Source organism: Pseudomonas sp. BT76 TE3572 (assembly GCF_050435365.1).
Lineage (GTDB): Bacteria > Pseudomonadota > Gammaproteobacteria > Pseudomonadales > Pseudomonadaceae > Aquipseudomonas > Aquipseudomonas fluorescens_W.
In genome coordinates this window covers 4581212-4595840 of the sequence record NZ_JBNDKE010000001.1, presented here as the reverse complement: position 1 = coordinate 4595840, position 14629 = coordinate 4581212, and the positions used below count along the sequence as shown (strand labels likewise).

Genomic DNA, 14629 nt, shown 5'->3' with positions numbered 1-14629 from the left:
TCCCTGACCTCAGGGACGCCAAGCCTTTTGCAATCGCCCGAGCGCAGCGCTGATCGCCGCCTCGGGCACCGCCGCAAAGCCCAGCACCAGCCCGGCGCGTTGATCCACGGTGTTTTTCGAATCCGGTAGCCAGTAACTGCTCAGGCCGTTGATCTCGACATCAACGCTGGCGGCGGCTTCAATCAGTTCGCGTTCGCGGGCCTGAGTGTCGACTGCCACCGTCAAGTGCAGCCCTGCCGCCACACTCGGCAAGCTGCCAACCCCGGGAATATCCGAGGGCCAATTGGCCAGAAGCGTATTGCGGCGACTCAACGCAGCGCGGCGCATGCGGCGGATGTGTCGCTGAAAATGCCCGGCCGCCATGAACTCGGCCATGACGGCCTGGGTGCTCACCTCGGAATGCCGAACATCGACCGCGCGACGCTGGGCGAAAGCGTCCACCAATGCCGGCGGCAGCACCAGATAACCCAGGCGCAATGCCGGGAAAGCCACTTTGCCGAACGTGCCGACGTAGAGCACCCGCCCGTGACGATCAAGCGCAGCCAGCGGTGCCAGTGGTGCGCCGCTGTAACGATACTCGCCGTCGTAATCATCCTCGACGATCCACCCTTCGGTTCGCTCGGCCCAGGCCAACAATTCCAGCCGCCGCGCCAGACTCATCACCACCCCGGTCGGGTACTGATGCGACGGCGTGACATAGGCCAGTCGGCAATCGTTGAGTCCGTTCAATTCCGTGCAGTCGATACCCTCGCTGTCCACCGCCACCCCGTGCAATCGCGCACCGGCCACAGCGAACGCATGACCCGCCGCCCGATACCCCGGATTCTCGATCGCCACGCCATCGCCCGGCTCTACCAGCAGCTGTGCACAAAGGCTAATCCCCTGCTGTGCGCCACTGGTGATCACTATTTGCTCAGCCGTGCACTGCATCCCCCGGGAGCTGCGCAAATACGCCGCGATCAAGCCGCGCAAGCGCGCGTCGCCTGCCGGATCGCCGTAACACAACTGCTGGAGATCCGGTTTACGCCAGAAAGCCGCATTCAGCTTGGCCCAGACCTCGAACGGGAACAGATCAAAAGCCGGAACACCGACGCGAAATGCGCGGGGAGGACCGACGGGAGGCAGGGCCAAATGATTCCTTTCAACCCGCCCCAATGCGCCGCTGTGGATAACTTTGCTGGATGAAACCACAGGTAAATCCAGCCAATTTGTGGATAAGGCTGTGGGTAACCCTGTTGACAACCCTGTGGATACTTTTGTGGATAGTTTTTTCACCGGCAGCACTGATTGAGGCAATTGCGCGACATACGTCCCGTCCCCCACGCGCCCTTCGATAAAGCCCTCGGCGTAGAGCTGATCGTAGGCCCGAACCACGCTGTTTCGGGAAATCGACAACGCCGCCGCCAGATCGCGACTGGCCGGTAATCGCGTACCGCTGGCCAAACGGCCGTCGAGCACCCGCACCCGCAACGCTTGATAGAGCTGACGACTCAAACCCTGACGGCGATCGAGTTCGATACCGGCCGGGTTGAATGACAAGGACAGCGGCTCGCTGGTCATGGCAATGGACCTATGAAATTGGTCGTTAATGGCTCTTACAACAGACCATTAGCCTGCCTAGGATGCAGGCATTCGCCAAGGAAAATCTCCATGTACACGCCAAGCAGCTTTGCCATAGATGATTTGCATGAACTGCACCAGCAGATACTCGGCACCCGCCTCGCTGTGTTGGTCACACACGGCGAACAAGGTCTGCAAGCCAGCCATTTGCCGCTGCTGTTGAGTTCAGACCAGGGCCCGAATGGCACCCTTTATGGACACTTCGCCAAAGCCAATCCGCAATGGAAGGAACTGCAGAACGGCGCCGAAGCCCTGGTGATTTTTGCCGGTGCCGACGCTTACGTCAGCCCGGGCTTTTACCCGAGCAAAGCCGAGCACGGCAAAGTGGTGCCAACCTGGAACTACGTCGCGGTGCATGCGTACGGCACGGCCGAGGTGTTCACCGACGCCGATCGCTTGCGCACTCTGGTCAGCGCGCTGACTGATCGCCATGAAGCGGGTCGCGCCAGTCCATGGAAAGTCGCCGATGCTCCCTCCGACTACATTGACGGGATGCTCAAGGCCATCGTCGGTTTTGCCCTGCCGATCCAGCGCCTGGAAGGCAAGCGCAAGCTCAGCCAGAACCGCAACGCTGCAGACATCGCCGGTGTGCGCGAGGGGCTTGCCGCCAGCCCTGATGTGCACGACCAGGCCCTCGCCCACTTGATGCGTTAAGGAATGAACATGAGCCAGATCGACATCCGCCAGGTCTCCGCCGACGACCACGCCGCCTGGTTACCTTTGTGGCAAGCGTACCTGCGTTTCTACAACACCGAACTGCCTGAGGCCGTCACCCAAAGCACTTGGCAGCGTCTGCTCGACCCGAGCGAACCGACCCATGCCGCGTTGGCCTGGGCCAATGGCAAAGCGGTGGGCATGGTGCATTTCATCTACCATCGATCGAACTGGAGCATCGAAAACTCCTGCTACCTGCAAGACCTGTTGGTAACGCCTGAAACCCGCGGCACTGGCGTCGGCCGACAGTTGATCGAATTCGTTTACGCCACCGCCAAAGAGGACGGTTGCGGCAAGGTCCACTGGCTGACCCACGAAACCAACGCCACCGCGATTCAGCTCTACGAGCGCATCGCCGAACGCCCCGGTTTCATCCAGTTTCGCAAAACCATTTAAGGTTCAAGGAGAACAGCATGTCGACTTCACTCGCCGACTGGAAAGGCGTTCCGGCACCGTCGGTTCAAACCATCGAAGGGCGTTTCATCCGCCTGGAAAAACTCGACCCGGCGCGTCATGCCGACGGTTTGTGGAAGGCCTTGCAAGGCCCGGGTTCCGATCCGAAGCTCTGGGACTATTTGCCTTACGGTCCTTTCCCGGAGCGCAGCGCGTTCAACGATTGGCTGAACAATCATGCGGCCAACAGCGACCCTTATTTCTTTAGCGTGATCGACCGCGCCAGCGGCGATGTGCAGGGCATCCTCAGTTTGATGTCGATTGTTCCTTCACAAGGTCGGATCGAGATCGGCCATGTCACCTTTGGCGCGCCGATGCAGCGCTCGCCGAAAAGCACCGAGGCGGTTTATCTGCTCGCCAAAGAGTCGTTTTCCTTGGGTTACCGGCGTCTGGAGTGGAAGTGCAACAACGGCAACGCCCGCTCCAAATACGCGGCCGAGCGTCTGGGGTTCAGCTTTGAAGGCGTGTTTCGCCAGCACATGGTGGTCAAGGGGCAGAACCGGGATACGGCGTGGTATTCGATTCTGGACTCGGAATGGCCAGCGATCGGGGCGGGGTTTGAGCGGTGGCTGTCCGATGAGAACCAGACGGATTCGGGGCAGGTGAAAACGTTGGCGGAGTGCCGCGGGTAAATCTTCGGCGTCTGGACTGACGCCTTCGCGGGCAAGCCCGCTCCCACAGGGTTTTGAGTTGGCCACAAGAATTTGATCAACGCATAACCAGTGTGGGAGCGGGCTTGCTCGCGAATGGCTTCACGCTAATTTCTGGGCAAGCACCGCAATATGCTCCGGCCCGATCCCGCAGCAACCTCCCAAATGACTGGCGCCGCGTTCTTTCCAATCGGCCGCCCACTGCAAGTAACCCGGCGGATCAAGGTCTTCACGCAGCGGGTCCAGACCGTCATTGGCCGTGGCCTCTTTCGGTTGCGGCGGGAAGGCGTTGGCGTACGCGCCGATGTGAATCTTCACACCCAAGCGCTCGAAGGTTTCCCGCGCGGCATCAATCGCAGCACCGATCACTTCCGGCTGGCTGCAGTTGAACAGCAACGTCTCGACGCCCAGCTCAGCCGCCACGGCGGCGGCTTCAGTCACCGGCTCACCCGAGCGCAAGCGCGGCACTTCGTCCGTGTCCTCATCCTTCAGGGTAAACGACAGCCAGAACGGTTTGCCGTCTGTTGGCAGACCGGCATGGATCGCTCGCGCCTCAACGATCGAGCTCTGGGTTTCCGCCAGCCACAGATCGACATGAGGCGCGAGCCCCTTCACCAGCGGCGCCAGCAATTCAGTCGCCCGAGCAGCATCGAAAAGATCCGGACGATAAGACCCAAACAGCGGCGGCAATGAACCGGCCACACGCACCGCTTTTCCCGAAGCCTCTACCGCGCGCCGGGCCAGCTCACCGGCCAACGCCGCGAGCGCCTGCCCTTCTGCGGCAAAACGCTCTTCGCCAATATGAAACGGCACCACTGCGTAACTGTTGCTGGTGATCACGTTGGCACCGCTTTCGATATAAGCCGAGTGCACCGCTTCTACCGCTTGCGGCGCTTCGCTCAAGGCCAGCGCCGACCACTCGGGCTGTCTGAACGGCGCGCCTCGACGCTGCAACTCACGACCCATGCCGCCATCCAGAATTACTGTGCTTGCTGCGCCCATATGCTTTTCACTCATAAGCTTATGAAAATAACTCACTATCAGAGTCGTTCTTATAACTATTTAATACGCACCATCCGGCTAATAACAACCTCTTTTTTATCAGGGATCGACTGTGAAATTCCAACCACTCCTGGCCCTTGGCCTGACGATTCTGGCTGCCTCCACCCAAGCCTTTGGCGGCGCCACGCTGGATCGCGTCGAAAAAAAGAAAGAACTGGTCGGCGTGTTGATGGAAAGCTATCCACCCTTCTCGTTCCTCAATGATCAGAACCAGCTCGATGGATTTGACGTCGACGTAGCCAAGGCCGTGGCAGACAAACTGGGCGTCAAACTGCGCCTTGAGACTCCGTCCTGGGACGTGATCGCCGCCGGCCGCTGGAGTGGGCGCTACGACATCTGCATCTGCTCCATGACCCCGAGCAAGGCCCGCGCCGAGGTCTTCGACTTCCCGGTCGAGTACTACGCCTCACCTGCGGTGATCGTGGTCAACGCCAAGGACGACAGCATCCACAGCGCCAAGGACCTGAGCGGCAAGAAAGTCGGCCTCACCAGCGCCTCCAGCTACGAAAGCTACCTGAACAAGAATCTGGTGATCGAAGGCGCCGAAGACACCCAATTGCAGTACCCGTTCGAGGACGTGCAGATCGCGCCGTATGACACTGACAACGTGGCGTTCCAGGACCTGGGGCTGGGCGCTGGCGTGCGGCTGGATGCGATCCTCACCAACCTTGTCACCGCCCAACCGCGCCTGACTGAAGACAAACGCTTCAAGCTCGCCGGCGAGCCGCTGTACTCGGAGCCAAACTCGGTGGCCATTGAAAAAGGCGACGCCCAGTGGGACGCCAAAGTACGTGACGTCTTCGCTCAGCTGAAACAGGACGGTACGTTGAGTAAGCTGTCGCAAAAATGGATCGGCGCCGACATCAGCAAATGACTTCTTTCCCAAAACCTCCCCAACCGCCGCAACCGCCGCAACCGGTGGCTGAGTCGCTGTTGCAACGGATCTTCGGTTTCCGCACGCGGCTGTACCTGACCTGGGCAGCGATGTTCGGATTGTTCGCCAGCTTCTTCCTGAGCTTCGACCTGAAGTTCTCGATCATCCTCGACAAACTGCCGAACCTGATCGGCCTGCACCTGGCACCCAACGGCTTCTTGCAGGGCGCGGCGCTGACGTTGTTTTTGTGCCTGTGTTCAATCGTGACCTCCTCGCTGCTGGGCTTCATCACCGCCCTGGCGCGGCTGTCGAAAAGCGCCGTGGCCTTCGGAATCGCGAGCTTCTACGCCTCGTTCTTTCGTGGCACACCGCTACTGATCCAGATCCTGCTGATCTACCTCGGCCTGCCACAACTCGGCATCGTCCCCGGCGCCATCGCCGCCGGCATCATCGCCCTGTCGCTGAACTACGGAGCGTACCTCAGCGAAATCTTCCGTGCCGGCATCCTTGGCGTCCCTCACGGCCAACGCGAAGCATCCCTGGCCCTGGGCATGCGCGAAACCGTGATCTTCTGGCGCGTCACCCTGCCCCAGGCCATGCGCACCATCATCCCGCCGACCACCAACCAGTTCATCTCGATGCTCAAAGACTCGTCGCTGATCTCGGTGATGGGGGTTTGGGAGGTAATGTTTCTGGCGCAATCGTATGGACGGTCGAGCTATCGCTACATCGAAATGCTGACCACGGCGGCAGTGATTTATTGGGTGCTGTCGATTGGGCTGGAGCTGATTCAGGCGCGGATGGAGCGGCATTATGGGAAGGCGTATTTGAGCCGTAGTTAGCGAAAGGAAGGTGAGTTTCCAAGGTGCGATAGCCGACCGTGTCTCGATTTGTTGTAAGAAAAAGCATCAACCCGAACGGGTAAAAACAACCTTCCTCAGGAGGCTGGCAATTTTCTACACAACCTTCTGACAACCCCCGCAAGCCTGCGGGAAGCAGCTGACATCGGTACCTATAGCCTCTCTCTTAGAGTTTGGCCTCTTATCAACAGAGGCCGAATTCGATGCCCGTTCAACACAAATACCGACCAAAACACCTGGCGCTGGCCATTGCACTGGCGTTGGGTTGCACTGAAATTTCGCTTGCCCAGCAAGTATCCATCGATGCCACCATTCCTTCAGGTGCAACACCGGAGCAGCTCATAGCGGCGCTGGACGCATTTATAAATGATCCCGACACCTTAAAGACTCCCATCAACAGAGCAGTGGATGGTGTAGATCGGACATTCGGAAATGGAAATGACCTGGTCGTTGTGTCCGGCCGCGGAGCCCTGGCCGGATTCATTGACGGTGGTGACGGTGTGAACTTCCTGCAACTCGATACCGCGAGCGGTGGCACGTTAGGCGATAGTCGTCGTTTTGAAGGTCTGGAGCTCAAACGAAGCACCTGGACCATGAATGGTTCCGGTGATTTCAATACCGGTGTCTTGATACGGTCAAAAGCAACGCTAATAAATAATGGGCATATAAAGGGTGGAGCGTTGAGCCAAGGAACGTTTGTCAACAACGGAAAGATTGGCGGCGACGCAACCGTGCAATCAGGAGGTTTCCTGAACAACCCAGGAACTATCGAAGGCAATGTCGTTATCCATGAAAAAGGCGCTTTGGCGGGCAACGGTTTAATCGGCTCCCTGAAGGTAAGCGGAAAGCTTTCTGTCGACGGCTTGCATGGCGCACCTAAAGTTAACGGTGACTTAAATCTCTCCAAAACTGCCGAGCTAACCTACGAGATCAATGCCGACCGCAAAAGTCAAACGATATTAGTCGGCGGCACCGCCAGCCTTGGTGGCGCCACACTGAACATCGTTGCAGCACCGGGTGACTACCCGCTGATCAGCGAAAAAAACATCCTTGCTGCCAAAAAAGTCGAAGGGGAATTTGGAAAAGTCATCAACAACCTTGCCTTTTTAACGCCCAAGCTCGACTACGAAGAAAAGAGAGTCAACCTGTTCCTCGTCCGTAACGATGTGTCGATCGAGAGTGTCGCAACTACGGATAACGGGAAGGAAGTCGCCCAAAGCATTGAAGAGCCAACGGACATACCTCAAGCACCCTCCGTCGCTGAAGCCCCGAATCCACCTGCAAGTGCCGACACATCCGTTCCGGTCTCCGCACCAACAACTACCGCTGAAAAACCATCGATAGCCGCAACGCCACCTACCACAGACCTGTCCGTCACAGCCGCAACTTCACCCACCACCGACCTGCCCGTCATAGCCGCAACTTCACCCACCACCGACCTGCTCGTCATAGCCGCAACTTCACCCACCACCGACCTGCCCGTCATAGCCGCAACTTCATCCACCGCCGACCTGCCCGTCATAGCCGCAACTTCATCCACCGCCGATCAGCCCGTCATAGCCGCAACTTCACCCCCTGCTACCAATTCCGTCGCCACAGTGCCAAAGGCATCCAGCCCCACAAATGCTGCTGTCGCGGCCCTGCTCAGAGCTGACAAACAAACGGCATCTGTTGCCATCGAACAACTGGCTGGCGGCAACAACGCCAACCTTGCAAAGGCGACCCTGAACAGTGACAGCCCAATCAGCGCGACCATGCTCTCGGCCATGCGTCAGCTGGACAGCGCCAGTAGTTACAGCAAATCCACCAGGCGCAATGCACCACGCCTGGCCGCCGGCAGCGAAGACAATGGCCGAGTCTGGTTTCAAGCATTGGGTCACGGCGGGACGCTGGATCGCGACTATGACAGTCTGAAACACACAACCCACGGTCTGGTACTGGGAGCTGATTGGGGCATCGATGAGGAATGGCGCATCGGGGTGATGAGCGGCAAATCCGACACGCGCCTGGACAGCCGCGGACTCGACGGCGATCTCGACAGCTGGCATTTGGGAGCTTATGCCCTGCGTCAGAATGGGCCAATGTCCCTGCGCCTGGGTGCGACCTACAGCAGTCACGATGGCAGCACTAAACGCCGGGTTGCCTTCAAAGGTTTCAGCGACCGCCCCGAAGGCCGTTACGATGCCAACACCCAGCAGGCCTTTGCGGAATTGGGTTACAACCTGGGGCAGGCGAACGTCAGCATCGAACCGTTTGCCAGCCTGGGCTACCAGCGCTATCAGCGCGACACCTACACGGAAAAAGGTGGCGCAGCGGCGCTGAAAGTACAGGGTCAAACGCAGAACAATTTGAACAGCACATTCGGCCTGCGGCTGGCGAAGCTCAACACGCTGGATAACGGCATGCAACTGACGCCACGGTTCAGTGCCGGCTGGAAACACACGTACGGGGACGTCTACAGCGATACCCGCCAACGATTGGTTACGGGCGGAAAAAACTTCACCGTTTCCGGGGCGGAGCTGGATCGTGACAGTCTGCTGGTCGACGCAGGGCTGGACCTTGGATTGTCAGCAAAACACACCCTGGGCGTCGGCCTCACTGGCGAGATCGGCACCGACAGCCGCAACCACGGCGTGACGGGTCAGTGGCGAATGAGCTTCTAACAGCCACAAACCCAGGGCGAAAAAAAAGGGGAGCACATGCCCCCCCGAGGTTTAAAGCGGTCTATCGAGGCTGTTAACTCAGCCTTCGATCTCGATCAGGATTTCGCCCGGGTTCACCCGGTCGCCCTTGGCCACGTGGATGGCGGTGACTTTGCCGGCGATGGCCGATTGGACTTCGGTTTCCATCTTCATCGCTTCGGTGATCAGCACGGCCTGGCCGGCTTTCACTGTGTCGCCTTCCTTGACCAGCACGTCGACGATGTTGCCCGGCATGGTGGTGCTGACGTGGCCCGGTGCAGTGGCTTGCTTGCGCTTGCTGCTGCCGCCGCTGACGAATTCGTTGAGCGGTTCGAACACCACTTCTTCCGGCATGCCGTCGATGGACAGGTAGAAGTGACGCTTGCCTTCGGCCTTGACGCCGACACCAGTGATGTCGACGCGGTAGGTTTCGCCGTGGACGTCGATGACGAACTCAGTCGGCACGCCTTCGCCACCGGCCGAGGTCACACCGCCTGCTTCAGGAATCGGCAGCAGCACTTCTGGAGTCAGGGTGCCGGCAGCGCGTTCTTCGAGGAACTTGCGACCGATGTCCGGGAACATGGCGTAGGTCAGCACGTCTTCTTCAGACTTGGCCACGGTGCCGATTTCGGCACGCAGTTTGGTCATCTCCGGCTTGAGCAGGTCGGCCGGACGCACGTCGATCACTTCTTCGCTGCCGATCGCCTGGCGACGCAGTTTTTCGTTCACGGTGCCAGGCGCCTTGCCATAGCCGCCTTGCAGGTAAAGCTTCACTTCGTTGGTGATGGTCTTGTAGCGCTCACCGGCCAGCACGTTGAAGAACGCCTGGGTACCGACGATCTGCGAGGTCGGGGTCACCAGCGGCGGGAAGCCGAGGTCTTCACGAACGCGCGGAATTTCGGCCAGCACTTCGCTCATGCGGTTCAGGGCGCCCTGCTCTTTCAACTGGTTGGCCAGGTTGGAAATCATCCCGCCCGGTACCTGGTTGACTTGAACGCGGGTGTCGACGGCGGTGAACTCGCTTTCGAACTGGTGGTACTTTTTGCGCACGGCGTAGAAGTACAGACCGATCTCTTGCAGCAGTTCCAGGTTCAGGCCGGTGTCGAACTCGCTGCCTTTAAGGGCGGCAACCATCGACTCGGTGCCCGGGTGGCTGGTGCCCCAGGCGAAGCTGGAGATTGCGGTATCGATGTGGTCGGCACCGTTTTCGATGGCCTTGAGTTGGCACATCGCGGCCAAACCAGCGGTGTCGTGCGAGTGAATGAACACGGGCAGCGATTGCTCGGATTTCAATGCCTTGACCAATTCGCCGGTAGCGTACGGAGTCAGCAGGCCAGCCATGTCCTTGATCGCCACCGAGTCGCAACCCATGGCTTCCATCTGCTTGGCTTGCGCCACGAACGCCTCGATGGTGTGCACCGGGCTGGTGGTGTAGGCGATGGTGCCCTGGGCATGTTTGCCGGCGGCTTTCACCGCTTCGATGGCGACACGCAGGTTACGCACGTCGTTCATCGCATCGAAGATGCGGAACACGTCGATGCCGTTGACCGCGGCCTTGGCGACGAAGGCTTTGACCACGTCATCGCTGTAGTGGCGGTAGCCCAGCAGGTTCTGGCCACGCAGAAGCATTTGCAGGCGAGTGTTAGGCAGCGCCGCGCGCAGTTGGCGCAGACGCTCCCACGGGTCTTCCTTGAGGAAGCGTACGCAGGCGTCGAAGGTCGCGCCGCCCCAGACTTCCAGCGACCAGTAGCCGACTTTGTCGAGCTTGTCGCAGATCGGCAGCATGTCTTCGGTGCGCATGCGGGTCGCGAGCAGCGATTGGTGGGCGTCGCGCAGGATTGTGTCGGTAACGTAGATTTGTTTGCTCATTGTTCTATTCCTCACAGGCCTGCGTGGGCGGCGATGGCGGCGGCGATGGCCAGGGCCAGCTCTTCGGGTTTGCGCTTGATCGAGTAGTTGGTCAGTTCAGGGTGGCTTTCAACGAAGCTGGTGTTGAACTGGCCGCTACGGAATTCCGGGTTACGCAGGATTTCCTGGTAGTACGCGGCGGTGGTCTTGACCCCTTGCAGACGCATGTCGTCGAGGGCGCGCAAGCCACGGTCCATCGCCTCTTCCCAGGTCAGCGCCCACACCACCAGTTTCAGGCACATGGAGTCGTAGAACGGCGGAATGGTGTAACCGGTGTAGATCGCCGTGTCGGTGCGCACGCCGGGGCCGCCGGGGGCGTAGTACCGGGTGATCTTGCCAAAGCTCGGCAGGAAGTTGTTTTTCGGGTCTTCGGCGTTGATCCGGAACTGCAGCGCGAAACCGCGGTGCTGGATGTCTTCCTGTTTCACCGAAAGCGGCAGACCGGAAGCGATGCGAATCTGCTCGCGAACGATGTCGATGCCGGTAATTTCTTCGGTGATGGTGTGTTCCACCTGCACCCGGGTGTTCATCTCCATGAAGTACACCTCGCCTTCGGCGAGCAGGAACTCCACGGTGCCGGCGTTCTCGTAACCCACGGCCTTGGCTGCGCGCACCGACAGGTCGCCAATGTAGGCGCGCTGTTCAGGGGTCAGTTGCGGGCTCGGGGCGATCTCGATGAGCTTCTGGTTGCGACGCTGGATCGAGCAGTCACGCTCGAACAAGTGCACCACGTTGCCAAAGCTGTCGCCGAGGATCTGCGCTTCGATGTGTTTTGGATTGACGATGCATTTTTCCAGGAACACTTCCGCGGAACCGAAGGCCTTGGTGGCTTCGGAAATGACACGAGGGAATGCTTGTTCAAGTTCTTCGCGGCTGTCGCAGCGACGGATACCACGGCCACCACCACCGGAAGTCGCCTTGAGCATCACCGGATAACCGATGCGGTCGCCTTCGACCAAGGCTTCCTCGATATCCGCGACGTTGCCTTCGGTCCCCGGAGTGACGGGTACGCCAGCCTTGATCATGCTGCGACGGGCTTCGGTCTTGTCGCCCATGCGGCGAATCACTTCAGCCGATGGACCGATGAATTTGATGCCGCGTTCAGCGCAGATGTCTGCCAGCTCGGCGTTTTCCGAGAGGAAGCCGTAACCGGGGTGCAGCGCATCGCAGCCGGTTTCTACCGCCAGATTCACCAGCTTGCGAGCATTCAGGTAACCGGCCAGTGGCTCGGCACCGATGCTGTGGGCCTCGTCCGCACGCTTCACATGCAGCGCATGACGGTCGGCGTCGGAATAGATCGCGACCGAGCGAATGCCCATCTCGGCGCAGGCACGTACGATTCGTACGGCAATCTCACCACGGTTGGCGATCAGGATCTTTTTTATCACTTGGAGGTTCCCTTGAGCCGGTGGTACCCACGACCTGCTAGACCAGGTCGACGCGTGACCAAATGTTTCGATTCAGTCGCAGCTCCACACTAGCCCCCACAAGGGATTAACAAAAATGATTAATTATTGGGTCAGTCATAAGTAAAGACTTATAGTTGCTGCATCAGCCTGCGGTGAGAGCGCCTATAAAATGCGTAAGTCCTTGATGCGTATGACATTACGCCAATTACAGATCTTCAATGAAGTCTGTGATTTGCGCTCCTACAGCCGCGCAGCCGATGAAATGTCTCTCACACAACCTGCCGTGAGCCTACAGATTCGTCAACTTGAAGAGCTGATTGGTCAGCCTTTGTTCGATTACGTCGGCAAAAAACTCTACATGACCGAGGCAGCCGAAGCCCTTCAACGCGCCAGCCGGGACATTTTCGGACGCCTGGAAAACCTCGACATGCAACTCTCGGACATGCAGGGATCGCTGCAAGGACAGCTGAAACTGGCGGTGGAATCCAGCGCCAAGTATTTCGTGCCGCATCTGTTTGCCGCGTTCAAGCGCCAGCATCCTGAAGTGAACCTGCAACTGACGGTGGTCAATCGTGGACAGGTCATTCGACGACTGTCGGACAACCGCGACGACCTGGTGATCATGTCCATGGTGCCGCAGGACATGGGGCTGGAGTTCTTGCCATTCCTCAACAACCCGATCGTTGCCGTGGCGCCACCGGATCATCCGCTGTGCCACATGGGCCCGCTGCGTTTGCAGGATCTTGAACCCTACACACTGCTGATGCGCGAATCCGGCTCCGGGACGCGGCTGGCTTGCGAAGAATATTTCAAAGAGAAGCGCGTGCACTTCAACCAGACCCAGGAAGTCTCGTCAGCCGAAGCACAGCGCGAATGTGTGCTGGCGGGTCTGGGCGTGGCGCTGTTGACGCGTCACGCCCTGAACCTTGAGTTGGCGACCGGCGGATTGATCGAGCTGCCGGTCGAAGAGCTGCCGCTGTACCGCAGCTGGTGCCTGGTGCAAGCCAAGGCGAAACGGCTGTCACCGGTGGCGCACGCGTTCCTTGCGTTTATTCGCAGTGAGCGGGTGCAAATCAGCGCGCTGGTTGAGCGCTTCGACGCGAAGTTGCCGGTGCCGCCTGCCAGTAGTTGAGCTCCAGCTCAGGGAAATCACCGATCTCGGCCAGAAGCTGGCGGCGCTCGCAGCGATCTTCGATAGCGCGGCGAAATTCCATGCGGCGCTGGTCTTCCTGCTGACGACGGGTTCTGACGGCGCTGTTGCGTTCTTCGTAGGGCTGGGCCATTTCGAGTCTCCCAAGGCGATTACGGGAGTTTCAAGATAGGCGCGAGGGATGACGGTTTAGCGGCTTACGCGTTACAGGGATGTGAATGTTGTTCTGTGGCGAGGGGATTTATCCCCGTTGGGCTGCGCAGCGGCCCCTAAACCCGTGAGCACGACGCCGCATGCGATAGTTTTGCGACTGCTCCGCAGCCGAACGGGGATAAATCCCCTCGCCACAGAGTCCGTGTCGTCTTGTATCAGTCGTCCAGCGCTTTTACCGATTTAGGCGACAACCGCAAGCTGCGCAGGCTGCGCTTGACGCTCTTGAGGTGATTGACCAGGCTCGGCCCGCGCGCCATGGCCACGCCCATGGCCAACACGTCGATCACCACCAGATGGGCAATGCGCGAGGTCAGCGGCGTATAGATCTCGGTGTCTTCGTGCACATCGATCGCCAGGTTGACGGTCGACAGTTCAGCCAGCGGTGTCTGGCTCGGGCACAAGGTAATCAGCGAAGCGCCGCTTTCGCGCACCAGATTGGCGGTGATCAACAAATCTTTGGAACGCCCGGACTGGGAAATACAGATCGCCACGTCGGTCGGTTTCAACGTGACCGCGGACATCGCCTGCATGTGCGGGTCGGAATACGCCGCCGCCGTCAGCAACAAGCGGAAGAACTTGTGCTGGGCATCGGCCGCCACTGCACCCGACGCGCCAAAGCCATAGAACTCGACCCGCTGGGCCTGCGACATGAGCGACACAGCCCGCTGCAACTCCACCGGATCGAGCTTCTCGCGAACCTCCATCAGGGTGTGCAGGGTGGTGTCGAAGATTTTCAGGCTGTAGTCAGCGACCGAGTCGTCTTCATGAATCGCAAACTGCCCGAAGCTCGCGCCGGCAGCCAGACTCTGTGCCAGCTTCAGCTTCAAGTCCTGGAAACCGGAGCAACCGATGGCGCGGCAGAAGCGCACGATGGTCGGTTCGCTGATGCCCACGTTGTGGGCCAGGTCGGCCATGGAGCTGTGCATCACCGCCGCAGGATCAAGCAGCACGTGGTCGGCGACCTTGAGCTCCGACTTGCGTAAGAGGTGGCGAGACTGGGCGATGTGTTGCAGCAGATTCAAAGGGCTGGACTCT

Annotated in this window: 13 protein-coding genes; 7 read left to right on the top strand and 6 right to left on the bottom strand. The window is 59.4% G+C overall.

All coding sequences use genetic code 11. The features are described from left to right. Positions 1-9 precede the first annotated feature (9 nt). Positions 10-1560 (bottom strand): PLP-dependent aminotransferase family protein, encoded by a 1551-nt coding sequence (locus ABH912_RS20800; protein ID WP_429511537.1) that lies wholly within the window; start codon positions 1558-1560, stop codon positions 10-12. A 90-nt stretch (positions 1561-1650) separates the two neighbouring features. On the opposite strand from ABH912_RS20800, the gene ABH912_RS20795 reads away from it, so the two are divergent. From ABH912_RS20795 to ABH912_RS20785, 3 genes are read left to right on the top strand one after another with little or no spacing between them, the layout of a single operon-like run. Continuing rightward, positions 1651-2274 carry an FMN-binding negative transcriptional regulator gene (locus ABH912_RS20795; protein WP_429511536.1) on the top strand — a complete coding sequence of 208 codons (624 nt, stop codon included), beginning with the start codon at positions 1651-1653 and terminating at the stop codon, positions 2272-2274. Positions 2275-2283: 9 nt separating this feature from the next. Next, complete coding sequence (locus ABH912_RS20790) at positions 2284-2730, top strand: N-acetyltransferase family protein (protein WP_429511535.1); 447 nt, start codon at positions 2284-2286, stop codon at positions 2728-2730. A 17-nt stretch (positions 2731-2747) separates the two neighbouring features. Then, positions 2748-3419, top strand: coding sequence for a GNAT family N-acetyltransferase (locus ABH912_RS20785; protein ID WP_033059252.1), 672 nt, complete (start codon positions 2748-2750; stop codon positions 3417-3419). A gap of 120 nt (positions 3420-3539) precedes the next feature. Here ABH912_RS20785 and ABH912_RS20780 read toward each other — a convergent pair whose 3' ends face one another. Continuing rightward, positions 3540-4439 (bottom strand): homocysteine S-methyltransferase family protein, encoded by a 900-nt coding sequence (locus ABH912_RS20780; RefSeq protein WP_033059251.1) that lies wholly within the window; start codon positions 4437-4439, stop codon positions 3540-3542. 112 nt (positions 4440-4551) lie between these two features. Between ABH912_RS20780 and ABH912_RS20775 the strand changes: the two genes are divergently transcribed. The 3 genes from ABH912_RS20775 to ABH912_RS20765 all read left to right on the top strand — a co-directional run bounded on the left by ABH912_RS20775 (position 4552) and on the right by ABH912_RS20765 (position 8896). Then, complete coding sequence (locus ABH912_RS20775; RefSeq protein WP_033059249.1) at positions 4552-5373, top strand: ABC transporter substrate-binding protein; 822 nt, start codon at positions 4552-4554, stop codon at positions 5371-5373. Next, positions 5370-6215 carry an amino acid ABC transporter permease gene (locus tag ABH912_RS20770; RefSeq protein WP_033059248.1) on the top strand — a complete coding sequence of 282 codons (846 nt, stop codon included), beginning with the start codon at positions 5370-5372 and terminating at the stop codon, positions 6213-6215. Before ABH912_RS20775 ends, ABH912_RS20770 begins: the two co-directional genes overlap by 4 nt. 221 nt (positions 6216-6436) lie before the next feature. Continuing rightward, on the top strand, positions 6437-8896 hold the full coding sequence (locus ABH912_RS20765) for an autotransporter outer membrane beta-barrel domain-containing protein (protein ID WP_429511534.1): 2460 nt from the start codon (positions 6437-6439) through the stop codon (positions 8894-8896). A gap of 78 nt (positions 8897-8974) precedes the next feature. On the opposite strand, the gene oadA is transcribed toward ABH912_RS20765, so the two are convergent. Together oadA and ABH912_RS20755 are read right to left on the bottom strand one after the other, a co-directional pair. Then, entirely contained in the window at positions 8975-10783 is a 1809-nt protein-coding gene (gene oadA / locus ABH912_RS20760; RefSeq protein WP_033059612.1) for a sodium-extruding oxaloacetate decarboxylase subunit alpha, read from the bottom strand. Positions 10784-10794: 11 nt separating this feature from the next. Then, positions 10795-12210 (bottom strand): acetyl-CoA carboxylase biotin carboxylase subunit, encoded by a 1416-nt coding sequence (locus ABH912_RS20755; protein WP_033059614.1) that lies wholly within the window; start codon positions 12208-12210, stop codon positions 10795-10797. A 190-nt stretch (positions 12211-12400) separates the two neighbouring features. Between ABH912_RS20755 and ABH912_RS20750 the strand changes: the two genes are divergently transcribed. Continuing rightward, entirely contained in the window at positions 12401-13363 is a 963-nt protein-coding gene (locus tag ABH912_RS20750; protein WP_033059616.1) for a LysR family transcriptional regulator, read from the top strand. Here the strand turns inward: ABH912_RS20750 and ABH912_RS20745 are convergent. Both ABH912_RS20745 and hexR read right to left on the bottom strand, forming a co-directional pair. Further along, positions 13305-13514, bottom strand: coding sequence for a PA3496 family putative envelope integrity protein (locus tag ABH912_RS20745; protein ID WP_082459174.1), 210 nt, complete (start codon positions 13512-13514; stop codon positions 13305-13307). The two genes, ABH912_RS20750 and ABH912_RS20745, sit on opposite strands and share 59 nt — an antisense overlap. Before the next feature lie 235 nt (positions 13515-13749). Beyond that, complete coding sequence (gene hexR, locus ABH912_RS20740; protein WP_008156648.1) at positions 13750-14616, bottom strand: transcriptional regulator HexR; 867 nt, start codon at positions 14614-14616, stop codon at positions 13750-13752. Positions 14617-14629 lie beyond the last annotated feature (13 nt).